Here is a 25,349-nt window from a genome sequence, read left to right on the forward strand (position 1 = left end):
TTCATCTGAAACACCACCGTGCCTGATTTCACGACTGCTGCGCAGCCGAACGCAGCCTCGCAGGCTCGGCAGCTGCTACAGTGGCCCGTATGAATTTCACTGTACGCCGTGCCCAATCTGCCGACGCCTCCGCCCTCCCCGCCATCGAGCGTTCGGCGGCTGCGCTGTTTCGCTGCGACCCTTCATTGGCCTGGCTCGCCGACGCTGCGGTAGCCGATACCGAACACCATCAAATGGCAATTGAGAACGAGCAGGTTTGGGTGGCGCAATCGGCCGACGGTGAACTTATGGGGTTTCTCAGCGCCATTGAAATCGACAGGGAACTGCATATTGAGGAACTGTCCGTCAGCCAACAGTTTCAGGGCCAGGGCGCTGGCCGTAAGTTGCTGTTAACGGCACTCGAACACGCACGCAAACGGAAACTCGACGGTCTGACTTTGACCACGTTCCGCGACTTGCCCTGGAATGAACCGTTTTATCGCAAACTCGACTTTGAAACATTGAGCCCGGCCGAAATAGGCTCGCGTTTAAGGACGGTGTTGAACAACGAAATCAACCACGGTCTGCCTGGGGAACGACGGTGCGCGATGCGCTTGAAGCTGCGTTAGCCTCAAACCGACGCCTTCAGATCCACACCCAGCGCCTGGGCAAACGCCTTCACCAACGGACTGCGCACGGTGTTGTGGCGCAGGATCAGATTGAACGGCGTGACGATGTTGATCAGGTCCGGACGCACCGCTCGAAACTGCCCCTGAGCCACCAGTGTCGCCGCGTAATGCTCGGGTAGAAAACCCACAAAACGGCCGGTCTTGACCAGCAGCGCCACGGCTTCCACTTGAGTCGCCGAGGCGGAAAAGCTGTCGTAGCGGGCAAAATTCAGTTTGTCCCGATGGATCGCGTAGCGGTGATTGATGCACTCGTAATCCAGCAGCACGTTGCTGCCCATGTCCGCCTCTGGCATCGCGAACAGTGGATGGCCAACGGCGCAATACACGTACGAGTGCTCTTCATAAAGCGGGAAGTAATCGAACTCTTCTCTTTTCTGATAAACCGGCACGATTCCGGCCACTAACCGTCCTTCGACTACGCCTCTTTCTACCTCATCTAACTGAGACGCCTGAAGTTGAAATCTTACTTTCGGCGACTCTTCATTTATTTTTCTCAGCGCCGCAACTAACGGCGAATTAGTGTCCATGATCGTATTGTCAATAACACCCACCCCAAGATCGCCAATAAGTTCGTTCTGCGCCGAACTAAGCCGATCACGAAAGTTATCGACCGAAGCAAATAAATCGATTGACGCCTGGTACACCAGACGCCCTTCTTCGGTCAGGTGAAAGCCTTCCCGCCCTCGGGTACACAGGCGCATGCCGATGCGAATCTCAAGGTCCGAGATCTGTTTGCTGATGGCTGCCAGGCCCACATTCAGCTCATTCTGCGCGGCACTGAAGCCGCCAGCCTCGACCACGGCCTTGAATACTTTGAGCAGTTTGAAGTCCAGGCCGCTGAGGGCCAACGGCGCCCGATATACCGTTTTTGGCGGCGGGTTTCCGGAATTGGAAAGTGGGGTTTCCATAATGCTTATTTACCTCTGGCGCCCTATTCAACAATCTGTGCCCAACAACAAAAACATAGCTGGCCAATAATAATGAACACAGAAAACAAGGCTTGGCAACCGTTAATAAATCCCACGGATCAGTGCCAACTCACTGATTTCGAACTATTAAAAGCTGACACTTCGATCAGCTCTCGCCATTTAGCAACTGCGCTTTTCCCCTGCCCTTGAATTTGATTGAGCCGCACCACGCCCGAATGATTTTCGGCGGGTGTTCCGGGCTCGGCATACCGATTTCAATTCGCTTTACGACGAGGAAAACAACAATGTCTCAAACCACCGACCGTCTCTGGGGTGCCCGCTTCAAGAGCGGCCCGTCCGAAGCCCTGGCGGCCCTGTCCCGTTGCCCCGAGCGCTACTTTCGCCTCACCCCGTACGACCTCGCCGGCTCCAGGGCGCATGCCAGGGAATTGCAGCGCGCAGGGCTGTTGAGCGAGCAGGAAACCCAGACCATGCTCGACGCTCTGGAGCGTATCGGTGATGACTTCCGTGCCGGCAGCATCGCGCCGACGCTGGACGACGAAGACGTCCACACCTTCATCGAGCGCCTGCTGACCGAACGCCTCGGCGCACTGGGCGGCAAGCTGCGCGCCGGCCGCTCGCGCAACGACCAGACCGCCAATGACCTGCGGTTGTTCCTGCGTGATCACGTGCGCACCCTGGCCGTCGAAGTGCTGGCCTTGCAACAAGCACTGGTGGATCAAGCCGAGCAACACATCGAGAGCATCTGCCCGGGCTTCACTCACTTGCAACAGGCGCAACCGATCGTTTTCGCTCATCACTTGCTGGCCCACGCCCAATCGATGTTGCGTGACGTGCAGCGCCTGGTGGATTGGGACGTGCGCACCTCGCTGTCGCCACTCGGTGCCGCGGCCATGGCTGGTTCTGCGATTGCTCGCCTGCCGCAGCAGTCGGCCAAGGAAATGGGCTACAGCGGTGTGTGCGAAAACTCCATCGACGCCGTGGCCAGCCGCGATCACGTCGCCGAGTTCCTGTTTATCGCCAGCATGCTCGGGATCAACATTTCCCGCCTCGCTGAAGAATTCTGCCTGTGGTCGTCGCGGCAATTTCGCTGGGTCGCACTGGACGATGCCTACGCCACCGGCAGTTCGATCATGCCGCAGAAGAAAAACCCGGACATCGCCGAACTGGCCCGGGGTAAGGCTGGCCGCCTGATCGGTAACCTGACCGGTCTGCTCTCGACGCTCAAATCCCTGCCGCTGTCATACAACCGCGACCTCAGCGAAGACAAAAATGGCGTGCTCGACAGCGTCGACACCCTGCTGCTGGTGTTGCCGGCCATGGCCGGAATGGTTGCGACCATGAAGGTCAACGTCGAAGAACTGCGCCGTCAGGCACCGCTGGGCTTCACCCTCGCCACCGAAGTGGCCGACTGGCTGGCGGTGCGCGGTGTGCCGTTCAAGGAAGCTCATGAAATCACCGGCGCATTGGTCCAGGCCTGCGAGAAACATGACATCGAATTGTGGGAAGCGTCCCCGGCGCTGTTGGCCGAGATCGATCCACGTCTGACGCCAGAGGTGCGCGACAGCCTGACCCTCGAAGCCGCCATCGCTGCCCGCAGCGGCTGGGGCGGTACTGCGCCGCAACAGGTGCGCGAGCAGATCGGCCGATTGAAAACTGCCCTCGCCGCGCAGCAAGCGTGGACCGAGAACTATCAGGGCTTTCGTCTTTGAAATAGGACGCAAAACCTGTTGGAGCGGGGGGCTTGCCCGCGAAGAGGCCGTATCAGTCGACATCAATGCTGAATGACCCACCGCTTTCGCGGGCAAGCCCGCTCCCACAGGGATTGTGCTGCAACGAATAAACCATACACGCCGCCTGAATCGAGGGCGGCGTACGGAGAAACAACATGAGCCAGACTCAGGCAGAACGACTCCAGGCGGAGCGCAAACTGGCGGAAAACCAGTTCGATATCACCCAGTACCAGCATGTGCCACGGCGTTACTACGGGCGGATTTTCTTCGCCACGGTGATCATGATTGCGATTGTCGGCCTGGTGCGCGCCTTCGCCGAAGGCAAGATCGAATGGTCGTACATCGGCCAGTTTCTCACCTCTCAGGCCATTATGTGGGGCCTGCTCAACACCATCGTCATGGCGGTGCTGGCGATGGCGCTGGGCATCGTATTCGGGGTGATCACGGCGATCATGCGCATGTCGGCCAACCCGATCCTGCGCTATGTGGCGCTGACCTACACGTGGCTGTTTCGCGGCACGCCGCTGATTCTGCAGCTGCTGCTGTGGTTCAACCTGGCGCTGATTTTCCCCACCATCGGCATCCCCGGCCTGTTCGAAATGGACACCGTGAGCCTGATGACGCCGTTCGTGGCCGCCCTCCTCGGCTTGAGCATCAACCAGGGCGCCTACACCGCCGAAGTGGTGCGCGCCGGCCTGCTCTCGGTCGACACCGGGCAGTACGAAGCCGCCAAGTCGATCGGCATGCCGCGCTTGCAAGCCTTGCGCCGGATCATCCTGCCCCAGGCCATGCGGATCATCATTCCGCCGGTGGGTAACGAATTCATCGGCATGGTGAAAATGACCTCGCTGGCGAGCGTCATCCAGTACTCCGAACTGCTCTACAACGCCCAGAACATCTACTACGCCAACGCCCGCGTGATGGAGCTGCTGATCGTCGCCGGTATCTGGTACCTGGCCACCGTCACCGTCCTGTCCTTTGGTCAAAGCCGTCTGGAGCGTCGTTTCGCTCGCGGCGCCGGCAAGCGTTCTTGAGGAGTTCAACATGAGAAGCATCGTCAAGGCCGTGAGCCTGAACAAGTATTACGACCATTTCCACGCGCTCAAGGACATCAACATCGAGGTCGAGCAAGGCGAAGTGCTGTGCATCATCGGCCCGTCCGGTTCCGGCAAAAGCACCTTGCTGCGCTGCGTGAATCAGCTGGAAAAAATCGACAAGGGCGGCCTGTGGGTCGACGGCGAACTGGTGGGTTACCGGATCGTCGGCAACAAACTGCACGAACTCAACGAGTCGCAGATCGCCCGTCAGCGCCTGGCCACCGGCATGGTGTTCCAGCGCTTCAACCTGTTCCCGCACATGACTGTGCTGCAAAACATCATCGAAGGGCCATGCCAGGTGCTCAAGCGTTCGCCCAAGGAAGCGCACGAAGAAGCCTTGGAATTGCTCGCTCGCGTCGGCCTGGCCGACAAGCGCAACAGCTACCCGATCGAACTGTCGGGCGGTCAGCAACAACGGGTGGCGATTGCCCGCGCGTTGGCCATGCGACCCAAGCTGATGCTGTTCGATGAACCCACTTCGGCACTCGACCCGGAACTGGTCGGTGAGGTGCTGTCGGTGATGCGCGATCTGGCGCAGACCGGCATGACCATGATCGTCGTCACCCATGAACTGGGCTTCGCTCGCGAGGTTTCCAACCGCATGGTGTTCATGGACGAAGGACAGATCGTGGAGGCTGGAAGCCCCGAAGAAATACTAATAAGTCCACAAAACCCACGCACCCAAAGCTTCATTTCTGCCGTTCGAACCTAGGCCCTGGCTCGAAAACCAAGAGCGGACCTCACAACACTCATAAGAGAACGACCATGAAGAACTTCGTTATTCCAGCAGTACTCGCAGGCGTTATGGCTTCCAGTTTCACTTGGGCTGCCGAGTTACCGGCCAGCATCAAGGACAAAGGCGAGGTCGTTGTGGCAATCATGCCGAACTACCCGCCTATGGATTTCAAGGACCCGGCCACCAACACCCTCACCGGTCTCGACGTTGACCTGGGCAACGCCCTGGCCGAGCGGCTGGGCGTGAAGATCAAATGGCAGGAAACCGGCTTCGAGCAAATGATCAATGCGCTGACCACCGACCGCGTGGACATGGTGATGTCGGGCATGACCGACACCGCCGAGCGCCAGGCCAGTGTGACCTTCGTCGACTACTTCACCAGCGGTCCGCAGTTCTACACCTTGCAGAAAAACAAGGACACCAACGAGATCATCGACCTGTGCGGCAAGAAAGTCGGTACCAGCCGACGTACCACCTTCCCGGCGGAAATCGCCGAGTGGAGCAAGGCCAACTGTGAAGCTGCCGGCAAGCCTGCGATCAACGTGATCGGCACCGAAGGCTCGGCCGACGCCCGCGCACAACTGCGCCAAAGCCGTATCGACGCAGCCATGCAAGGCAGCGAAACCCTGCCGTACCTCAAGACCCAGGAAAAGGACATGTACAAAACCGTGGGCCTGCCGATTTCCAAGCAGTTCACCGGGTTGGGCGTGAGCAAGAAAAAGCCTGAGCTGAGCGAAGCGGTGAAAGTGGCGATGCAGAGCATGGTCGATGACGGCAGCTACCAGGCGATCTTGAAGAAGTGGGACCTGGAACTGGGTGCGATCAAGACGGTGACCATTAACGCCGGGAAATAATGGATCGGTGTGATGCCTTTGTGGGAGCGGGTTGGCCCGCTCCCACAGCGTCGGCGCTTACTTATAAATAGTTGGAGCACCACATGTCCTCCTCGCTACAACCCACCTGGCCCAATCAGCACGCAGCCTGCCTCGCCCTGGCCTTCGACCTCGATGGTCCCACCGGCGATGCCATGCTCAACGGCTCGATCTGGCGCAAGCCCGAGTACTTTGGTTTCGGTGGTTACGGCCCCTATCGGGCGTTGCCGCGGATTCTCGACGTGCTGGATGAGTACCTGATCCCGACGACATTTTTCGTCCCGGCCTGGGTCGTGGAGAACTGGCCGAAACAGTGCCAGGCGATTGTCGAGCGCGGACATGAAGTGGCGTACCACGGCTACAAACACGAATCCTTTTACGCCCTGACGCTGGATCAGCAGAAGGACGTAATGCACAAATCCCGCGAGGTGTTCTGGAAACACCTGAACATCCGCGCCGAAGGTTTCCGCACGCCGTCCGGTGACTGGCGGGCCGAAACGCCGGCCATGCTGGTGGAAGCCGGCGTGACTTATTCCAGCAGCATGCGCGGCGATGATCGGCCGTACCTGGTCAGCGTGCCGGGCTTCGATACGCCGCTGGTGGAAATCCCCGGTCGTTGGGAAATGGACGACTACGCGTCCCTCGCCTACACCCGCGCGCCGGACTTTCCCTCGGGACTCGACCGCACCGCCAGCTACGCGCTGACCCTCGACAACTGGTGCCGCGAGTTCGACGGCGCCATGGATGAAGGGTTGTGCCTGACCACCCTGTTCCACCCCAAGATCACCGGCAAACCGGGGCGCATCCTGCTCCTGGAAAAACTCTTCGAACACATGCGCCAGCGCGATGACGTCTGGTTCGCCACCTGCCGCGACGTCGCCCATTGGTGGCTGAAGGAGCATCACCATGGCTGATTCCACTGTCTGGCCCAACGGCTACCGCTGCGCCGTGGTGCTGACCGTCGATTACAACGACATCCACGGCATCCTCACCCAGGCGCCGGAAGTCGCCGGGCGCGACAAGACCTTGTCGGTGTGGCGCTACGGTGCCCAACGCGGTGTCGAGCGTTTGCTCGGTTTGTTCGAAGAACTGGGGGTTTCCAGCAGTTGGTGCATCCCCGGCATCGTCGCCGAGGAAAACCCGCAGCACGTCCGGGCGATCCAGGCCGGCGGGCATGAGATTGCCTGCGCCGGGTATCGCCATCAGAACTACGACAACCTGACGCTGGCCGAGCAAAGCGCCGAGGTCGCAAAAGGTTGCGCGGCCTTGAGCGCGCTGACCGGTCAGCGTCCGACAGGCTTTCGCATCCCCGCCGGCAATGGTGCGCCAGGTTTCATCGAGGCGTTGCGCGATCATGGCATCCGCTGGGACTCGTCATGGCGCGGCGATGATTTGCCCTTCGCTCACCCAACGGCGCCCGAAGTGATTGAGCTGCCGTTGCACTACGAACTGGAAGACGAACCCTACTTCGCCTTCAACCTCAGCCCGGCGGTGCCACCGGCGCAATCGCGCATCGCCTCTTACAGCCATACCCTGGGCAACCTGCAAATGGACTTTGCCGGGTTTCACCGATTCGGGTTGTGTTACGTGCTGCGGCTGCACCCGGAGATCATCGCCACGCCCGGACGGATCGGCGTGTTGCGCGAATTGCTGCAAAGCATCCAACAGCATGACGACGTGTGGATCGCCACCGGTGCCGAGGTCGCTCAGTGGTGGGCCGAGTCGGCAGCGTCCGTGAGCGAGGATCACCCGGCGGCGGTGTACGAACGTCATTATCGGGATTACGGCGTATGAAAGATCAAGACGTCGCAACCTTCGGTAGCGCCTACGATGGGGTGATGCGGATGGAGCGGTTGGCGCAGTTTTGTGTGGAGACTCGCTTCGAAGATTTACCACCCGCATTGGTGGCGCAAGCCAGGCGACACATCCTCGACACTTTCGGCGTAACCCTGGCCGGGGCTGGCAGTGATGTGGCCAGACAGGCGCGTCAGGTTTTCGAGGGTGAAGCCGGGAATACGTTGGTCTGGGGCACCGATCAGCGAGTCGGCGCAGCGCAGGCTGCCATGCTCAACGGCATCGCCGCGCATGCCCTGGAGCTGGACGACACGGGCGGTTGCGACCACTCCGGTGCGGTGGTGCTGCCGACGGTGATGGCCGCTGTGTCGATGTCTGAGCTATCGATTTCTGAAACACCGGTAAATGGCCGCGAGTTAATCACCGCTGTAGTGATCGGCTACGAAATCGGCCGTCGGGTACTCGAAGCCTGCGGCAGTTATTCGGCGCACAACGGCGCCGGTTGGCACTCCACGGCGACGTGCGGGGTGTTTGGTGCGGCAGCGGCCAGTGCGCGGATTCTGCGGCTGGATACACAGCAAACCCTGGCGGCATTGGGCATCGCCGGCAGCTTCAGTGGCGGTCTTTGGGCCTTCATCCATGACGGCTCGCAAAGCAAAAAACTCCACAGCGGCCGGGCCGCCGAAGGTGGACTACTGGCGGCGCGGTTTGCTCAACAAGGCATCACCGGGCCGACAAAGCTGTTCGATGATGTCTGGGGCGGTTTTCTCAAGACCCTCGCGGCGGATACCGCTGTACCTGAGGCGCTGGATGCCGAACTGGGCCGGGTATGGAAACTCGCCCGCTGCTCGATCAAGCCCTACGCGGCGTGCCGAGGGACGCATTCGGCGATCGATGCATTGGGCCTGTTGCTGGATCAGTTACAGGTCAGCGCAGATCAGGTCGAAAGCGTTCAGGTTTCGTTGTGCGGATTTCTTCAGGACATGTGTGGCGGTCAGGACATCAATAGCCTGCCAGCGGCGCAAATGAGCCTGCCCTATGCCCTCGCCGCCCGTCTGGTCCACGGGCATTGCAGGCTGGAAGCTTACGACGACGAACAGCGCCACCACCCGCGGATTGCTCACTGGATGTCGCGCATTTGCCTTCAAGTGGACCCGCTACTGTCGGAGGATGGCGAGCCTGTCGTCAGCCTGCAGACCGTGGACGGTCGGCAAGCGAGCCTGTGTGTTGAAGTGCCGTTGGGTGCGCCGGGGAACCCACTGAGTGATGGGGCACTGGAGGAGAAGTTTTTCAGCCTGGCTGGGCGGGTGATGCCGCGACAGCAGGCCAGTCAATTGCTGGAACAGTTGTGGCGTCTGGAAAGTTTGAGTTCTGTCGAATCACTGGAGCAATGGCTGAACACACCGTGATCGTTCCCACGCAGAGCGTGGGAACGATCAACAAACTGAATAAGGACATTTGCCCCACCGTGGCTACTTACTCCCTCGTTATTCGCCGCTTGATGATCGTTTCTCTGACCATCGTCGTCAGCCGCGCCATTACCAGCCCGTTGCTCACCCTGTTTCTGAGCAACAAACTCGGCCTCAACCAACAGGACGTCGGCCTGTTGCTGGGCATCGCGGTGTTCATCGCCACCCTGCTCGCGCTTTACGGCGGCTACATCATCGACCGCCTCGAAAAACGTCGGCTACTGATTCTGACCATGCTCTCCAGCGCCATCGGTTTCGTGCTGCTGACCTTCGCCGAAAACCTCTACCTGACCACCGCCACCCTGGTGATCACCGAAACCGCCTCGGCGCTGTTCCTGATCGGGTCCAAGGCGATCCTCAGCGAAAACCTGCCCGTGGGCCAGCGCGCCAAGGCCTTTTCGCTGCGCTACACGCTGACCAATATCGGCTACGCCACTGGCCCCATGCTCGGCGTGGTGATCGCCGGCGTGTATCCGATTGCGCCGTTCCTGATCGCCGGCGGCATCGCATTCTTCAGTATTTTCCTGATGAGCGGGATTCCCAAAGACCCGGCCCAGACACCCGCCATCGGCCAGCCCCAGAGTTTCCTCAGAACCCTGATCACCCTGAAGAACGACCGCACGCTGATCATGTTCACCTGCGGCTGCCTGCTCAGCACCGTGGTGCACGGGCGCTTTACCCTGTACCTGTCGCAATACCTGCTGGTCACCCAAGACACCAAACGCGCCCTGGAAACCATGGCCGCCCTGCTCGCCTGTAACGCCATCAGCGTGATCCTGCTGCAATACCAGATCGGCCGGTTCCTCAAGCGCGAACAACTGCGTTACTGGATTGCCGGTGGCACCGGCCTGTTCATCCTCGGGTTGATCGGTTTCAGTCTGGCTGACAGCCTGGTGAGTTGGTGCGTGGCGATGTTCATTTTCACCCTCGGCGAAATGATCATTTACCCGGCCGAATTCCTTTTCGTCGACACCCTCGCCCCGGAAGAACTGCGCGGCAGCTACTACGGCGCGCAAAACCTCGCGGCCCTCGGCGGTGCGCTGAGCCCGGTGATCTGTGGCTATCTGCTGTTGCACACGCCCGCGCCCACCATGTTCTATGCCCTGAGCGCGTTGACGGCAATGGGCGGTTTTCTCTGTTTCATGAGCGGTCGGCGGGTGGCGATACTGCAAAAATAATGCACTGAAACTGCATTAATATGAATTTGTCAGCATCAGGATTGATCGGCACACTGTGCGCCGTTCCTCCCCCAATAGTTGGAACTCTTTCAAGGGCTTTCTGGGTATCCCAGCTAAGCCTTTTTTTTGCCTCGATTTTTATACGGACCGTTTGCCTCATGTTTGCTCGCTGGTTACCTGCCGCCATCAATACCCGTCCTTCAGAATGGAGCCGCGCCGCTATCGGCATGGCCCTGGGAACGATGTTCAGCGTCTGGCTCTGCGGCAAGGTGTTCGGCATCGACGTGGCGCTGCATCTGATCGGCCCGCTGGGCGCCTCGGCGGTGCTGTTGTTCGCCGTGTCCTCGGGTGCGCTTGCCCAGCCGTGGTCGATTCTTGGCGGTTACCTCTGCGCGGGAGTGGCCTCACTGCTGGTCGCTCACGTACTCGGACGCACCCTCGGCAGCGCGTGCCTTGCGGCGGGCATGGCACTGATTCTGATGTGCTGGCTGCGTTGCCTGCACCCACCGGCCGGTGCCTTGGCGTTGCTTATGGTGGTGGCAGACCCGGCGACCATCGCCCTGGAGTGGAAAGCCCTCGGCCCGGTGATGCTCAGTGCCTCGACGATGCTGCTCAGCGCACTGGCGTACAACAATCTGACGCGCATTCGTTACCCAAAACGTCCCGCTGAACCGGCGCCGATGATGCCCGCCCCTGACAGCCAGGCGATCACTGCCGCGGATCTGAAACTGGCCCTCGCCGACATGGAGGCCTTCTACGACATCACCCCCGAAGACCTCGAACAACTGATCCATGCCAGTGAATTGCATGCCAGGCGCCGTAGCATCGGGGATGTATTTTCCAGCAAGGGTTGAAGATCTAAAGATCGCTGGCTGCGGCAGCTCCTTTGCACCTTGGGGCGCAGCCAAAGGTTGCGATCTTTTGATATTGCCCTAAGGTAAAAATGCAAACAGCACCTGCACGTATCCCGGTTGTACATCACAAATTTGCACTGATACGATCCAGCATCGCTCGCGCGCGAGCTTCTCTATAAAGAACAATAAAAGCAGGGAGTTAGTGATGACTGCTCAGGTTTCATCCCCGACAACGCAGCCCATGGATGCCACGCAAAACGAAGTGTTGGCCGAGGTTCGCAATCACATTGGTCACCTGACCCTCAATCGCCCCGCCGGCCTCAACGCCATTACCCTGGACATGGTTCGCAGCCTGCAACAGCAGCTCGATGCCTGGGCACGGGATCCGCAGGTGCGCGCGGTGGTGTTGCGCGGCGCAGGCGAGAAAGCGTTCTGTGCCGGCGGCGATATTCGCTCGCTGTATGACAGCTTCAAAAGTGGCGACACCCTGCACGAAGACTTCTTCGTCGAGGAGTACGCCCTTGACCTCGCCATCCATCACTATCGCAAACCGGTCCTGGCCTTGATGGACGGTTTTGTGCTGGGCGGTGGCATGGGGCTGGTGCAAGGCGCCGATTTGCGGGTGGTCACCGAACGCAGCCGTCTGGCGATGCCGGAAGTGGCTATCGGTTATTTCCCAGACGTTGGTGGCAGCCACTTCCTGCCGCGCATTCCCGGTGAGCTGGGCATTTATCTCGGCGTCACGGGTGTGCAGATTCGTGCCGCCGACGCGCTCTATTGCGGCCTGGCCGACTGGTATCTGGAGAGCGCCAACCTGAGCACGCTGGACGAGCAACTCGATCACCTCCAATGGCACGACACGCCGCTCAAGGACCTGCAAGGCGTGCTGGCGAAACTCGCCGTGCAGCAACTGCCGGTAGCGCCCCTGGCAGCGTTGCGGCCGGCCATCGATCACTTCTTCGCCCTGCCCGATGTGCCGAGTATGTTGGAACAACTGCGTGAAGTGACCGTCACCGACAGCCACGAGTGGGCGACGGCCACCGCCGACCTGCTGGAAAGCCGTTCACCGCTGGCCATGGGCGTGACCCTGGAAATGCTGCGACGCGGTCGGCACCTGAGCCTGGAACAGTGCTTCGCCCTCGAACTGCACCTGGATCGCCAGTGGTTCGAACGCGGCGACCTGATCGAAGGCGTGCGCGCCTTGCTGATCGACAAAGACAAGAACCCGCGCTGGAACCCGCCGACCTTGCAGGCGCTGGACGCCGAGCACGTCGCGAGTTTTTTCACCGGGTTCGACCAGAGCGGGAGCTGAGCCATGCACGATATCGAATTGAGCGAAGAACAAGTGATGATCCGCGACATGGCCCGGGATTTTGCCCGCGGCGAAATCGCGCCCCACGCACAAGCCTGGGAAAAGGCCGGCTGGATCGATGACGGTCTGGTGGCGAAGATGGGTGAGCTGGGTCTGCTGGGCATGGTGGTGCCCGAGGAATGGGGCGGCACTTATGTCGACTACGTTGCCTACGCCTTGGCGGTGGAAGAGATTTCTGCCGGTGACGGCGCCACCGGTGCGCTGATGAGCATCCACAATTCCGTGGGCTGCGGGCCGGTGCTCAACTACGGCACCGAAGAACAGAAACAGCAATGGTTGCCGGACCTCGCCAGCGGCCAGGCCATCGGCTGCTTTTGCCTCACCGAACCCCAGGCCGGTTCCGAAGCCCACAACCTGCGCACCCGCGCCGAACTGCGCGACGGCCAGTGGGTGATCAACGGCGCCAAGCAATTCGTCAGCAATGGCAAGCGGGCGAAGCTGGCGATCGTGTTTGCCGTGACCGATCCGGAGCTGGGCAAACGCGGCATTTCGGCGTTCCTGATGCCGACCGAAACCGCGGGGTTCATCGTCGACCGCAGTGAACACAAGATGGGCATCCGCGCTTCCGATACCTGCGCCGTCACCCTTAACAATTGCACCGTTCCCGAGGCCAATCTGCTGGGCGAACGCGGCAAAGGCCTGGCCATCGCCCTCTCCAACCTCGAAGGCGGCCGCATCGGCATCGCCGCGCAAGCCTTGGGCATCGCCCGTGCGGCGTTCGAAGCGGCGCTGGCTTACGCGCGGGATCGGGTACAGTTCGACAAGCCGATCATCGAGCACCAGAGCATCGCCAATATGCTGGCCGACATGCACACCCGACTGAACGCCGCGCGTTTGCTGATCCTGCACGCCGCAAGGTTGCGCAGTGCTGGCAAGCCGTGTCTGTCGGAGGCTTCACAGGCCAAGCTGTTTGCCTCGGAGATGGCCGAGAAGGTCTGCTCCTCGGCGATACAGATTCATGGCGGGTATGGGTATCTGGAGGATTACCCGGTGGAGCGCTACTACCGGGATGCGCGGATCACGCAGATTTATGAAGGGTCGAGCGAGATACAGCGGATGGTGATTGCCCGGGAGTTGAAGCACTACCTGGTCTAGAGAGTCGCCGCAGACATGATCATTCCCACGCTCCGCGTGGGAATGCAGCCCGGGACGCTCCGCGTCCCATCAAAAGCCGAACGCGGAGCGTCCGTTGAGGCATTCCCACGCAGAGCGTGGGAACGATCAGTGTGGGTTACTTGCCGACGAACTCCGCCTCACGCTTGGCAATAAACGCCGCCATCCCTTCCTTCTGATCCTGCGTGGCAAACGCCGCATGGAACACCCGACGCTCAAAGCGCACGCCTTCCGACAGGCTGACTTCAAAGGCGCGATTGACGCTTTCCTTGACCATCATCGCAATCGGCAGCGACTTCTTGGCAATCAGCGCCGCGACTTTCAGCGCTTCTTCCAGTAGTTCATCCGCCGGCACGATGCGCGCAACAATGCCGCAACGCTCCGCTTCCACCGCATCGATCAAACGCCCGCTCAGGCACATTTCCATGGCCTTGGCCTTGCCCACCGCGCGGGTCAGGCGCTGGGTGCCGCCCATGCCTGGCAGCACGCCGAGGTTGATTTCCGGTTGGCCGAATTTTGCGTTATCACCCGCCAGAATGAAGTCGCACATCAGCGCCAGTTCACAACCACCGCCCAAGGCGAAACCGTTGACCGCGGCGATGATCGGCTTGCGGCGGTTGGCCACGCGATCGCTGTCGCTGAACAGGTCGTCGAGGTAGATCTGCGGGTAAGTCAGCTCGGCCATTTCCTTGATGTCGGCGCCGGCGGCGAAGGCTTTTTTCGAGCCGGTCAACACGATGCAACCGATATTCGAATCGGCTTCCAGGCCATCGAGGGCGTGGTTCAGTTCGCTGACGATCTGTGCATTCAACGCGTTCAGCGCTTGCGGACGGTTCAAGGTGATCAGGCCGACGCGGCCGTGGGTTTCCAGCAAAATCGTTTCGTAGTTCAGCTCTTTATTGCTCACAGAGGGGACTCCTTCTCAAAGATTGCGCGAAATGACCATGCGCTGAATGTCGCTGGTGCCTTCGTAGATCTGGCACACCCGCACGTCGCGGTAGATCCGCTCCAGCGGGAAATCGTTCAGGTAACCGTAACCGCCGAGGGTTTGCAACGCCGAGGAGCAGACCTTCTCGGCCATTTCCGAAGCGAACAGCTTGGCCATGGACGCTTCCACCAGCGCCGGTTTGCCGCTGTCGCGCAAGGCCGCCGCGTAATGCACCATCTGCCGGGCGACGGCGATCTGGGTGGCCATGTCCGCCAGCCGGAAGGCTACCGCCTGGTGTTCGATGATCGGCTTGCCGAAGCTCTCGCGTTCACGAGCATAGTCGCGGGCCGCTTCGAACGCGGCGCGGGCCATGCCCACCGATTGCGAGGCGATGCCGACACGGCCGCCTTCGAGGTTGGCCAGGGCGATCTTGTAGCCTTCGCCCTCCTCGCCCAGTCGATTGGCCACCGGGACTTTCACATCCTCAAAGAGGATTTGGCAGGTGTCAGAGGCGTGCTGACCGAGTTTGTCTTCGACCCGCGCGACTTTATAGCCCGGCGAATCGGTCGGCACGATTAGCGCCGTGATCCCCCGCTTGCCGGCACTCGGGTCGGTCACCGCAAACACGATCACCACTCCGGCGTTTTGCCCGGAGGTGATGAACTGCTTGCAGCCGTTGAGCACGTAGTGATCGCCATCCAACCGGGCACGTGTTTTCAAGCTGCTGGCATCGGAGCCGGCTTGTGGTTCGGTCAGAGCAAACGCACCGAGCATCGTGCCGCTGGCGAGTGGCTTGAGGAAGCGTTCTTTCTGGTCGTCATTGCCGAACTTGAGGATCGGCACGCAACCCACCGAGTTGTGCACGCTCATGATGGTCGAGCAGGCGCCGTCGCCCGCAGCGATTTCTTCCAGCGCCATGGCGTAGGCCAGGTAACCGGTGTCGCAACCGCCCCACTGCTCCGGGACCAGCATGCCAAAGAAACCCAGGTCGGCCATTTCGCCAATGGCTTCCTTGGGGAAGCGATGTTCACGGTCCCATTCGGCGGCGAACGGTTTCAGCCGTTCCTGGGCGAACTGCCGGGCCGCGTCGCTGATCTGGAGTTGTTCGTCATTGGGAATCATGCCAAGTCCTTAAAATTCAAGTTGAAACGCAAGCCCGATCCCACAGGGATTAGTGTCAGCCTCAGTACAGGCATTCCACAGCCATGGCCGTGGCTTCGCCGCCGCCGATGCAGATCGCTGCAACACCGCGTTTCAGGCCTTTCTGGCGCAAGGCCGAGAGCAAGGTCACGAGGATCCGTGCGCCAGACGCACCGATCGGGTGACCCAAGGCGCAGGCGCCGCCGTGAACGTTGATCTTCTCGTGGGGGATTTCCAGTTTGGTCATGGTCACCAGACTGACCACCGCAAAGGCTTCGTTGACTTCGAACAACTCAACTTCGTCCAGGGACCAGCCGGTTTTCTTCATCAGCTTCTTGATTGCGCCCACCGGTGCCACCGGGAACAGCCCTGGCGTGTCGGCAAATGCAGCGTGACCATGAATCACCGCCAGCGGTTTCAGGCCTTGTTTCTCTGCTTCGGAACGGCGCATCAGCACCAGTGCCGCCGCGCCATCGGAGATCGAACTGGAGTTCGCCGCGGTCACGGTGCCGCCGTCGCGGAACGCCGGTTTCAGCGAGGCGATCTTGTCCAGTTTGGCTTTCGGCGGTTGTTCGTCGTGGCTGATCAGTACCTGCTCTTTGCCGACGGTCACGGTGAGAGGCACGATCTCGGCGTTGAAACTGCCGTCCTTGATCGCCTGTTGGGCGCGGGTGGTCGAAGCGATGGCAAAGGCGTCCTGAGATTCGCGGGTAAAACCGTTGGTTTCGGCGCAATCCTCGGCAAAGGTGCCCATCAGGCGGCCCTTGTCGTAGGCGTCTTCCAGGCCATCGAGGAACATGTGATCGAGCACCCGGCCATGGCCCATGCGGTAACCGCTGCGGGCGCGGTCCAGCAGGTACGGCGCGTTGGACATGCTTTCCATGCCCCCGGCGACCACCACATCGGCACTGCCGGCGATCAGCATGTCGTGAGCCAGAATCGTGGCTTCCATGCCCGAGCCACACATCTTGTTCAGCGTCGTGCATCGGGTCGATTTATCCAGCCCGGCGCCCAGTGCCGCTTGCCGCGCCGGGGCCTGGCCGAGGCCGGCGGAGAGTACGCAGCCGAACAGCACTTCTTCTACAGATTCAGGAGCGACACCGGCGCGTTCGACGGCAGCACGAATCGCCACGGCGCCCAGCTGCGGCGCGGTCAGGCTTTTCAGTTCGCCCTGGAAACCGCCCATCGGGGTGCGGACGGCGCTGACAATAACAATCGGATCGTTGGAAAGTGTCATGTCTAATCCTCCTTATTTCGCGGCCATGCGCAGGGCACCGTCGAGACGGATCACCTCGCCGTTGAGCATGCTGTTTTCTATGATATGCCTGGCCAGCGCGGCGTACTCGCTCGGCTTACCCAGGCGCGGTGGAAACGGCACGCCAGCAGCCAAGGATTCGCGCACCTCAGGGGTCATGCCAGCCATCATCGGCGTTTCGAAAATGCCCGGGGCGATGGTCATCACGCGGATGCCGAAGCGCGCCAGTTCACGGGCGGCGGGCAAGGTCAGGCTGGCAATGGCTCCTTTCGACGCCGAATACGCGGCCTGACCGATCTGGCCGTCGAAGGCCGCGACCGAGGCGGTGTTGATGATCACGCCGCGCTCGCCATCTTCGTTGGCTTCGGTTTCGGCAATCGCCGCCGCCGCCAGGCGCAACATGTTGAAGCTGCCGATCAGGTTGACGTTGATCACCTGGCTGAAACTGTCCAGTGCATGGGGGCCGTTCTTGCCGAGGATCTTCTCGCCGCGGACGATGCCGGCGCAGTTGACCAGACCATTGAGGCCCCCAAACGCTTTGACCGTCGCCTGGACCGCCGCTTCGGCCGCCGCTTCATTGCTGATGTCGGCGACCACGCTTTGCGCGCCCAGACGTGCAGCCTGCGCCGCGACGGCTTCAGCGTTCATGTCCACCAGCATCACTTTGGCGCCAGCGGCCACCAGCATTTCAGCAGTGGCGGCACCGAGGCCGGAGGCACCGCCGGTGACGAGAAAAACCTTGTTTTCGATCTGCATCATTGTTTCCTTGGATTCAAGCTGAAACGTTCTTCGCGGCGGCCTCTTGAGCCTTGGCGATTTCCTGATTGCGCAAGATAAAGCGTTGCAATTTGCCGCTTGGGGTTTTCGGCAATTCACTGACAAATTCGATTTCACGGGGGTACGCGTGCGCTGCCAGACGCTTGCGCACGTGTTGGCGCAGCTCTTCGGCCAGCGCAGGCTCGGCGCGGTATTGCGGGCTGAGCACAACGAAGGCTTTCACCAGCTCGGTGCGCTCCGGATCGGGCTTGCCGATGACGGCGGCTTCGACCACTGCCGGGTGTTCGATCAGTGCGCTTTCTACATCGAACGGGCCGACGCGGTAGCCGGAGGTGGTGATCACGTCGTCGCTGCGACCGACGAAACTGATGCTGCCGTCCGGGTTCCACTCCACGGTATCGCCGCTCAGGTAATAGTTGCCGACGAAGGCCTTGGTCGGCGCGCCTTCGTAACCACCGAACCAGCACATCGGCGACTGGGTACGGTCGATGGCCAGAATGCCTGGCTGGCCGATGCCCAGTTCTTTGTATTCGTCGTCGAGCACTACGATGCGATGGCCCGGCGAGGCGAAGCCGGCAGCGCCGACGTGTACCGGATGTTCGAGACCGTGGTGATTGCACAAAACCATGCCCAGTTCGGTCTGGCCGTAATGGTCGTGGATCACCACGCCGAGGTTATCGGCGAACCAGCGGATCACTTCCGGGTTCAGCGGCTCGCCGGCGCTGCTGACAATGCGCAGCTTGCCCTTGATCGAACGGGCAAACTCGTCGCCACCGGCAATCAGCAAGCGGTACGCGGTCGGCGAACCGGCGAGGTTGGTGATCCCGTATTTGTTGATCACCCGGCAGGTGCTTTCGAGGGTGAACGGGCCATCGTAAAAGGTGATCGGGTGCCCCATCGCCATCGGCCCGGTGACGCCGAAATAGATGCCATAGGCCCAGCCCGGATCGGCGACGTTCCAGAACGCGTCTTCAGGGCGCAAATCCACCGCGTCGCGGGTGTAACTCTGGAACGCGACGATCGCCTTGAGCGGTACCGACAGCGCTTTCGATGGGCCGGTGGTGCCCGAGGTGAACATCAGCAGGAACGGGTCTTCGCCAGTCAGCAATACCGGTTCACACTCGGAGGAATAATTGGCCAGTTCGGCCCAGAAACTGAAGTCGCCACGCACGATGCCCTGGCCCTTGGGACCGCCAACGGTGACGATGGTCGGGCAGCCGGCCACTTCAGCCAGTTTCGGGCGATTAACCGCATCCGTCACCACCACTTTGGCGCCGGAGCTGTTGAGGCGATGTTCAATGGCTTTCGGGCCGAAGGCGGTAAACAGCGGCTGATAGACCGCGCCGATGCGCCAGGTGGCGAACACGGTGATCAGTAATTCGATGTTGCGTGGCAAGAGGCCGGCGACTTTATCGCCCTTCTTCACGCCCTGGGCCAACAGGAAATTGGCAAACCGCGCGGCTTTGTCCTGCAAGTCGCTGAAGGTGTAGGTCGCGCTGGCGCCGTCGCGGCCTTCCCAGAACAGCGCGATGCGCCCCGGCAAGGCATGCCGGTCGCAACACTCGACGCAGGCATTGAGCGCGCTCAACGACCCTGTGAGCGCGGCATCGACGGTGTGCTGATAATTGAACTGTGACGTGGCAGACAAGTAATCGCGCATTGCCAGAATCCCTCTGTATTTTTATTAGGTTGGGGGAACCGTAATTAACAGGGAAATACTCGCTCTGCGCGGGGAGCGGGACAATGGTCAAAGCTATCAAGTTGTGTGACTGGTTTGGCCAAGGTCACTACCTACCTCATTCCCACGCAGAGCGTGGGAACGATCGATCAGCTGGCCTCGTTAAGAATCAAACTCCGATAATGCCCCGGATTTGACCCCGACCACTTGCGAAACGCCTTGTAGAACGAACTCGCATCGGCAAACCCCAAACGGGTGGCGATTTCAGCGAAGCTGATGGCCGGTTCGGCCAGCCAGACGATGGCCAATTCCTTGCGCACGCTGTCCTTGAGCCCCTGATACGTCTGACCCTCTTCGGCCAGGCGTCGACGCAGGGTCGACGCCGACATGCACAGTTGTTGCGCCAGCGCCTCGGTTTCCGGCCAGTGTTCGGCGGGCAGTTGCCGCAAGTCGTGCTTGATCCGACTGGCCAGGCTTTCGGGATCGCGGTACTTGACCAGAATATTCGCCGGCGCATGGGCCAAAAAACGCTTGAGCTCTTCAGGGCTGCGCTTGATCGGCAAATCCAGGCAATCGGCCGAGAAAATCATCCGCGTGCGCGGCCGGTCGAACCGCAGGTTCTCGGAGAACATCACCCGATAGTCATCACAAAAATCCGGCGCCGGGCAGCGCAACTCAATGGCCAGGATCGGTATCCGCCGCCCCGCCAGCCAACAGGCCACGCCGTGCACGATCATCCAGTAAGTGAAATAGGTGAAGGCGCGGCGCGGGTCTTCGTCCTCCAGCAGGACGATTTCCGCCAGGCTTTGCTGGCGAACCAGCTGCGCGGGCATGCGCTCAAGCATTAACGACAAAAAACTCAGCCCCGAGGTCAGCCCGGCGGCCAGGCTCGGCTGAACCATCGAGCAACGACAGAGAAACTCCAGACTGCCGGACTTGAGCTTGCGCGGGTCCATGCCAAAAAACTCATCGTCACCGCGCCGGGCCAGCAAGCGCCACAGCCGCGCATAGGCGGTGGCCGGAACACGGGCGTCGGTGGTTTCCAGCAACGCCGGATCGATGCCGACCTTGTTCAACACCTCTTCGGTGGCAGCGCCCGGGGCGCAACTTTGCAACAGTGCTTCACGCACCAGTTGAATGGAGATGGTGTCTTTTTCCGACATGGACCGGGGTGAGCCTTGTTATTTGAATGGTGGGCATATTAGCGCAGCCACCAGCCCGGCGCAGATCCCTGTGGGAGCGGGCTTGTACCGCGATGACAATCTCACCGGCAACGCACCCACCCCGCCGTACTAATCCCTACAATATCCGATACAACAACCGCTCGATCCGTACCCGACTCACACGCTTGAGAAACTTGGCCACCCCCGCCGGGTAATCCGGCAGTGTTTCCAGCTCCTGATACCGCTCGATGCGGCTGGTGTGCCGGAAAATCTCCACCAACTCATTGCCACGGGGCTCCAGCAATTCACCTTTCGGATCATCGATCAGCAACGCGTTCTCCAGATCAAGACGAAACGCCCGCGGGTTGAGATTGTTGCCGGTCAGCAAGGTGTAGCGCTGATCGATCCACATGCCCTTCAGGTGATAGGTGTTATCGCCATCCTTCCACAAATGCAGGTTCAACTTGCCACTGTCGATGCTGCGCTGATGACGCTTGGCAAAGCGTCGCAGGCTGATTTCGTAAAGGTATGGCAGCGCCGCAATCACCTTGAACGGCTCGCTGGGCGGAATGTAGAAGTCGTTGGCGGTTTTGTCGCCGACGATGATGTCGATCTTCACGCCCCGTGCCAGCGCCCGATTGATTTCCCGGGTCACTGCCAGCGGCAGGTTGAAGTACGGCGTGCAGATGGTCAGCTGATGTTGGGCGCTGGCGATCAACTCGCAGATCACCCGACTCAACGGGTTGTTCTTGCCCACACCGAGCAATGGACTGACGGATAAACCGCCCTTCGCCGTACTGCCCGCCGTGGTGTCGTACGCCGCGTGCTTGAGACGGCTGCGCAAGTCACCGATGTCGTTGCGCAGGCTGCGAGTGGTCGGCAGGTTCGGCAGATCGAGGCGATGCACCGCTTTGGAGGCGATCAGACCGTGCTGAATCAAGTGCTGCATCGAATCGGCCAGCGCCTGGTTCTGCAGCAGGTGATAGCGGTCGAAGCGGTACTTGTCGAACTTGTGCAGGTAAACGTTGTTCAGGCTCGCGCCGCTGTACAGCACGCAATCGTCGATCACGAAGCCCTTCAAATGCAGCACGCCGAACAGCTCGCGGGTCTGCACCGGCACGCCGTACACCGGCACCACGCTTTCGTGGGTGCGGGTCGTTTCCTGATACCAGGCCGAGTTGCCCGGTTGCTTGCCGGCACCGATCAAACCGCGCTGGGCACGCAGCCAGTCCACGACCACCACCACGTCCAGTTCCGGGCGTGCCCGTTTGGCGGCGTGCAGGGCGTCGAGGATTTCCTGCCCGGCCTCATCCTGTTGCAGGTACAGCGCGACGATATAGATGCGCTGGGTGGCCTGGGCGATTTGTTCCAGCAGGCAACGACGGAACTCGGCGGCGCCAGAGAGGATGGTGACGGCATCGGCGGTCAGCGGAAAACTGCGCAGTTTAGGCAGCAGAGAGCGTTTGAAAAGCGACGGCATAGGGCTCGCAAAAGGGTCGAATCCGAAGAACCCGAGAGCTTACACCATGGATTGCCTTGGGTCTTCCCACCGCACCGATCGTTCCCATGCTCCGCGTGGGAATGCATCTCGTGACGCTCTGCGTCACATTAACGCTGGACGCGGAGCGTCCATGGCAGCATTCCCACGCAGAGCGTGGGAACGATCACTACAAAAAACCGTTGACCAAGGAGAACGATCATTCTACTGTTAGCCACATGAACGAAATCACTAGCAACGACACACGCGACATCATTCTGGACGTCACCGAAAAGTTGATCTACAAAAGTGGCATTGCTGCCACCGGCATGGATCTTCTGGTGAAAACCGCCGGCGTCTCCAGAAAAAGTATTTACCGCTACTTCGCCAACAAGGAGGAGCTCACCGTCGCGGCCCTGCAACGCCGCGATGTGCGCTGGATGAATTGGTATCGAAGCGAAGTCGGCAAGGCGCAAACCCCGGCCGAGCGGCTGCTCAGCCTGTTTACCGTGCTCAAGGCCTGGTTCGCCTCTGAAGGCTTTCGCGGCTGTGCATTCATTAACACCAGTGGCGAAACCGGCGATGCGCAAGACCCGGTTCGCCTGGTTGCCAAAGACCACAAACAGAAGCTGCTCGACTACGTGCGCGAGCTCTGTACCGAACATGGTGCTCAAGACCCGGAGACGTTGGCCAAACAGCTGCTGATCCTGATCGACGGTGCCATTACCGTAGCGCTTGTGATGGGTGATCACAGTGCCGCCGATAATGCGCAATGCATGGCGCGAAAGTTATTGGACCTGTAACACTTCTAATAAGCCCGACAACTTGCTTGAACGTTAATTTGATAGGGAGACTTTATATGTCTACTGCCGAAGTTCGTCCGCCATTGCCGCCGTTTACCCGTGAATCGGCCATCGAAAAAGTTCGCCTGGCCGAGGACGGCTGGAACTCCCGCGACCCGGAACGGGTGTCCCTGGCCTACACCCTGGACACCCAATGGCGTAACCGCGCCGAGTTCGCCCACAACCGCGAAGAAGCCAAAAGTTTTCTGACCCGTAAATGGGCCAAGGAACTGGACTACCGGCTGATCAAGGAACTCTGGGCCCATGGCGACAACCGCATCGCCGTGCGTTATGCCTACGAATGGCATGACGACTCGGGCAACTGGTTCCGTTCCTACGGTAACGAAAACTGGGAGTTCGACGAGAACGGCTTGATGTTCAACCGCTACGCCTGCATCAACGACATGCCGATCAAGGAAAGCGACCGCAAGTTCCACTGGCCGCTGGGCCGCCGGCCGGATGATCACCCGGGCTTGTCCGATCTGGGCCTGTAACTTCACCCTACTGAGCATTCCCACGCTCCCGCGTGGGAATGCATCTCGTGACGCTCTGCGTCACAGCCGACGCGGAGCGTCCGTGGCGGCATTACCACGCAGAGCGTGGGAACGATCGGCTGTACCAGGATAACTTTATGGGTAAGATACCGGCCTTTCCCGCAGCCCACTTCTGCGCCCTGCCGAATAAGCCCATTCCATGCCTTTCGAACTCAGCGTTGACCTCACTACCCTGGCCGTTCTGGCCGTCGTCGCTTTCATTGCCGGTTTCATCGACGCCATCGCCGGCGGTGGCGGTCTATTGACCACGCCGGCGCTGCTGACTGCCGGCCTGCCGCCACATTTGGTGCTGGGCACTAACAAGCTCAGCTCGACCTTCGGCTCGGCCACTGCCAGTTTTACCTTCTACCGACGCAAGCTGTTCCATCCTCGGCAGTGGATGCACGCCATCGTCGGCACACTGGTGGGCGCACTCACCGGCGCCGTGGTCGCGCATTACTTGCCAGCCGAATGGCTGAACAAGATGCTGCCGGTGATCGTTTTCGCCTGCGGCCTTTATCTGTTGTTCGGCGGCACACCGAAGGCGCCGCTGGACAGCAACGCGCCGATCAAGAAAAAGTGGCAATCGAGCCAAGGCTTCAGCCTCGGCTTCTACGACGGCGTGGCTGGTCCGGGAACGGGTGCGTTCTGGACCGTCAGCAGCCTGCTGATGTACCCCATCGACTTGGTCAAGGCCAGCGGCGTGGCGCGCAGCATGAACTTCGTCAGCAACATCGCGGCGCTGTCGGTGTTCATATTTTCCGGGCAGGTGGACTGGATTATCGGCCTGAGCATGGGCCTGTCGGTAATGGTCGGCGCCTTCTTCGGCGCGCGCACCGCCATCAGCGGCGGTGCGAAGTTCATTCGTCCGGTGTTCATCACCGTGGTGCTCGGCTTGACCGTCCGGTTAGCCTGGCAGCACTGGTTCAGCGTGGCCTAAGCGCCGCGCCACATAGACGTCAATCAGGTAACGGGCAATCGAGCGAGACGCCGGCAACGGCGGCAGCTCGTGCACGTTGAACCACTGGGCGTCTTCGATCTCGTCTTCCTGACAGACAATCTCGCCGCCGGCGTACTCGGCGTGGAAACCGAGCATCATCGAATGCGGGAACGGCCAGCATTGACTGCCCATGTACTGGATGTTTTTGACCTCGATCTGCACCTCTTCGCGGACCTCGCGAATCAGGCAGTCTTCGGCCGACTCACCCGGCTCGGCAAACCCCGCCAAGGTGCTGTAGACCCCGGTGACAAAACGCGGCGAGCGGGCCAACAGAACCTCGTCGCCACGGGTCACCAGCACGATCATGCTCGGTGAAATGCGCGGATAGTGGCGTATATCACACGGTTCACAGTACATCGCCCGCTCACGCGGCACTTGGCTCATCACCTGCCCGCAATTACCGCAGAAGCGGTGTTCACGGGCCCAGGTCCCGATTTGCGCGGCATAGCCGAGAACTTTGTAAACGGTGTGATCGCCCTCGAGCATGAACGCCCGCAGGCCTTTCCAGTTGCAGCCAGGCACTTCGCTGTGACTGCGCAACTCCAGCAGGTAGACCGGTTCGCCATCCAGATGACCGATGCCGTGCTCGGCGAGAATCGACAGGTCCTGACGCTTGAGCCATTCCCGTGGAAACAGCGTGCCATTGTCATCGAACAAAAAGCCTTCGGGGCTGCGCGCCACGGCCCAGCCGCCGGGTTGATCGGTGTCCAGTACTGCGGTGGTCCAGCGTGAAGTCATGGT

Annotated in this window: 24 protein-coding genes; 15 read left to right on the forward strand and 9 right to left on the reverse strand. The window is 60.6% G+C overall.

Annotated features, from left to right (window positions below; translation table 11 throughout):
• Nucleotides 1-89 precede the first annotated feature (89 nt).
• Nucleotides 90-608, forward strand: a complete 519-nt coding sequence (locus MMG91_RS26195) for a GNAT family N-acetyltransferase (protein ID WP_310661151.1) — start codon at nucleotides 90-92, stop codon at nucleotides 606-608.
• 2 nt (nucleotides 609-610) lie between these two features.
• Here the strand turns inward: MMG91_RS26195 and MMG91_RS26200 are convergent, their stop codons facing one another.
• On the reverse strand, nucleotides 611-1,576 hold the full coding sequence (locus tag MMG91_RS26200; RefSeq protein ID WP_310661152.1) for a LysR family transcriptional regulator: 966 nt from the start codon (nucleotides 1,574-1,576) through the stop codon (nucleotides 611-613).
• Between the two features lie 305 nt (nucleotides 1,577-1,881).
• Here MMG91_RS26200 and argH point away from each other — a divergent pair, with 305 nt between their 5' ends.
• The 11 genes from argH to MMG91_RS26255 all read left to right on the forward strand — a co-directional run bounded on the left by argH (nucleotide 1,882) and on the right by MMG91_RS26255 (nucleotide 13,797).
• The gene (gene argH / locus MMG91_RS26205; protein WP_310661153.1) at nucleotides 1,882-3,309 is read left to right on the forward strand and encodes an argininosuccinate lyase; all 1,428 of its coding nucleotides are present in this window, start codon (nucleotides 1,882-1,884) and stop codon (nucleotides 3,307-3,309) included.
• Between the two features lie 176 nt (nucleotides 3,310-3,485).
• The gene (locus MMG91_RS26210; protein ID WP_310661154.1) at nucleotides 3,486-4,364 is read left to right on the forward strand and encodes an amino acid ABC transporter permease; all 879 of its coding nucleotides are present in this window, start codon (nucleotides 3,486-3,488) and stop codon (nucleotides 4,362-4,364) included.
• Nucleotides 4,365-4,374: 10 nt separating this feature from the next.
• A complete protein-coding gene (locus MMG91_RS26215; RefSeq protein ID WP_007900205.1) occupies nucleotides 4,375-5,139 on the forward strand; it encodes an amino acid ABC transporter ATP-binding protein in 765 nt (254 codons plus the stop codon).
• Nucleotides 5,140-5,192: 53 nt separating this feature from the next.
• Nucleotides 5,193-6,017: an ABC transporter substrate-binding protein gene (locus MMG91_RS26220; protein ID WP_305445409.1), complete on the forward strand. Its 825-nt coding sequence runs from the start codon at nucleotides 5,193-5,195 to the stop codon at nucleotides 6,015-6,017.
• Nucleotides 6,018-6,100: 83 nt separating this feature from the next.
• A complete protein-coding gene (locus tag MMG91_RS26225; RefSeq protein WP_310661155.1) occupies nucleotides 6,101-6,949 on the forward strand; it encodes a polysaccharide deacetylase in 849 nt (282 codons plus the stop codon).
• Nucleotides 6,942-7,829: a polysaccharide deacetylase gene (locus MMG91_RS26230; protein WP_310661156.1), complete on the forward strand. Its 888-nt coding sequence runs from the start codon at nucleotides 6,942-6,944 to the stop codon at nucleotides 7,827-7,829. The genes MMG91_RS26225 and MMG91_RS26230 overlap by 8 nt, the downstream gene beginning before the upstream one ends.
• Nucleotides 7,826-9,238: an MmgE/PrpD family protein gene (locus MMG91_RS26235; protein WP_310661157.1), complete on the forward strand. Its 1,413-nt coding sequence runs from the start codon at nucleotides 7,826-7,828 to the stop codon at nucleotides 9,236-9,238. Before MMG91_RS26230 ends, MMG91_RS26235 begins: the two co-directional genes overlap by 4 nt.
• Nucleotides 9,239-9,297: 59 nt before the next feature.
• Nucleotides 9,298-10,476: an MFS transporter gene (locus tag MMG91_RS26240; protein WP_310661158.1), complete on the forward strand. Its 1,179-nt coding sequence runs from the start codon at nucleotides 9,298-9,300 to the stop codon at nucleotides 10,474-10,476.
• Between the two features lie 158 nt (nucleotides 10,477-10,634).
• Nucleotides 10,635-11,330, forward strand: a complete 696-nt coding sequence (locus tag MMG91_RS26245; protein ID WP_310661159.1) for an HPP family protein — start codon at nucleotides 10,635-10,637, stop codon at nucleotides 11,328-11,330.
• A gap of 205 nt (nucleotides 11,331-11,535) precedes the next feature.
• Nucleotides 11,536-12,642: an enoyl-CoA hydratase/isomerase family protein gene (locus MMG91_RS26250; protein WP_310661160.1), complete on the forward strand. Its 1,107-nt coding sequence runs from the start codon at nucleotides 11,536-11,538 to the stop codon at nucleotides 12,640-12,642.
• A gap of 3 nt (nucleotides 12,643-12,645) precedes the next feature.
• Nucleotides 12,646-13,797 carry an acyl-CoA dehydrogenase family protein gene (locus MMG91_RS26255; RefSeq protein ID WP_310661161.1) on the forward strand — a complete coding sequence of 384 codons (1,152 nt, stop codon included), beginning with the start codon at nucleotides 12,646-12,648 and terminating at the stop codon, nucleotides 13,795-13,797.
• Nucleotides 13,798-13,933: 136 nt separating this feature from the next.
• On the opposite strand, the gene MMG91_RS26260 is transcribed toward MMG91_RS26255, so the two are convergent.
• The 7 genes from MMG91_RS26260 to pssA all read right to left on the reverse strand — a co-directional run bounded on the left by MMG91_RS26260 (nucleotide 13,934) and on the right by pssA (nucleotide 22,236).
• The gene (locus MMG91_RS26260) at nucleotides 13,934-14,707 is read right to left on the reverse strand and encodes an enoyl-CoA hydratase (protein ID WP_192342987.1); all 774 of its coding nucleotides are present in this window, start codon (nucleotides 14,705-14,707) and stop codon (nucleotides 13,934-13,936) included.
• Between the two features lie 30 nt (nucleotides 14,708-14,737).
• Entirely contained in the window at nucleotides 14,738-15,865 is a 1,128-nt protein-coding gene (locus MMG91_RS26265; protein WP_223484244.1) for an acyl-CoA dehydrogenase, read from the reverse strand.
• A 61-nt stretch (nucleotides 15,866-15,926) separates the two neighbouring features.
• Nucleotides 15,927-17,120: an acetyl-CoA C-acyltransferase gene (locus MMG91_RS26270; RefSeq protein WP_310661162.1), complete on the reverse strand. Its 1,194-nt coding sequence runs from the start codon at nucleotides 17,118-17,120 to the stop codon at nucleotides 15,927-15,929.
• 12 nt (nucleotides 17,121-17,132) lie between these two features.
• Nucleotides 17,133-17,894 (reverse strand): SDR family NAD(P)-dependent oxidoreductase, encoded by a 762-nt coding sequence (locus tag MMG91_RS26275; RefSeq protein ID WP_310661163.1) that lies wholly within the window; start codon nucleotides 17,892-17,894, stop codon nucleotides 17,133-17,135.
• 16 nt (nucleotides 17,895-17,910) lie between these two features.
• Nucleotides 17,911-19,575 carry an AMP-binding protein gene (locus tag MMG91_RS26280; RefSeq protein WP_310661164.1) on the reverse strand — a complete coding sequence of 555 codons (1,665 nt, stop codon included), beginning with the start codon at nucleotides 19,573-19,575 and terminating at the stop codon, nucleotides 17,911-17,913.
• Nucleotides 19,576-19,742: 167 nt separating this feature from the next.
• On the reverse strand, nucleotides 19,743-20,756 hold the full coding sequence (locus MMG91_RS26285; RefSeq protein ID WP_310661165.1) for an AraC family transcriptional regulator: 1,014 nt from the start codon (nucleotides 20,754-20,756) through the stop codon (nucleotides 19,743-19,745).
• 136 nt (nucleotides 20,757-20,892) lie between these two features.
• Nucleotides 20,893-22,236, reverse strand: a complete 1,344-nt coding sequence (gene pssA / locus MMG91_RS26290; protein ID WP_305501785.1) for a CDP-diacylglycerol--serine O-phosphatidyltransferase — start codon at nucleotides 22,234-22,236, stop codon at nucleotides 20,893-20,895.
• Nucleotides 22,237-22,472: 236 nt separating this feature from the next.
• Between pssA and MMG91_RS26295 the strand changes: the two genes are divergently transcribed.
• The 3 genes from MMG91_RS26295 (at nucleotide 22,473) to MMG91_RS26305 (ending at nucleotide 24,548) form a co-directional block, all read left to right on the forward strand.
• Nucleotides 22,473-23,036 (forward strand): TetR/AcrR family transcriptional regulator, encoded by a 564-nt coding sequence (locus MMG91_RS26295; protein ID WP_305501787.1) that lies wholly within the window; start codon nucleotides 22,473-22,475, stop codon nucleotides 23,034-23,036.
• A 56-nt stretch (nucleotides 23,037-23,092) separates the two neighbouring features.
• On the forward strand, nucleotides 23,093-23,569 hold the full coding sequence (locus MMG91_RS26300; protein ID WP_183681829.1) for a nuclear transport factor 2 family protein: 477 nt from the start codon (nucleotides 23,093-23,095) through the stop codon (nucleotides 23,567-23,569).
• Between the two features lie 199 nt (nucleotides 23,570-23,768).
• Nucleotides 23,769-24,548 (forward strand): TSUP family transporter, encoded by a 780-nt coding sequence (locus MMG91_RS26305; protein WP_305445434.1) that lies wholly within the window; start codon nucleotides 23,769-23,771, stop codon nucleotides 24,546-24,548.
• On the opposite strand, the gene nudC is transcribed toward MMG91_RS26305, so the two are convergent.
• Nucleotides 24,516-25,346, reverse strand: a complete 831-nt coding sequence (gene nudC / locus MMG91_RS26310; RefSeq protein WP_310661166.1) for an NAD(+) diphosphatase — start codon at nucleotides 25,344-25,346, stop codon at nucleotides 24,516-24,518. The genes MMG91_RS26305 and nudC overlap by 33 nt on opposite strands.
• Nucleotides 25,347-25,349 lie beyond the last annotated feature (3 nt).

This window comes from Pseudomonas sp. JL3 (genome assembly GCF_031570575.1).
Lineage (GTDB): Bacteria > Pseudomonadota > Gammaproteobacteria > Pseudomonadales > Pseudomonadaceae > Aquipseudomonas > Aquipseudomonas cucumis.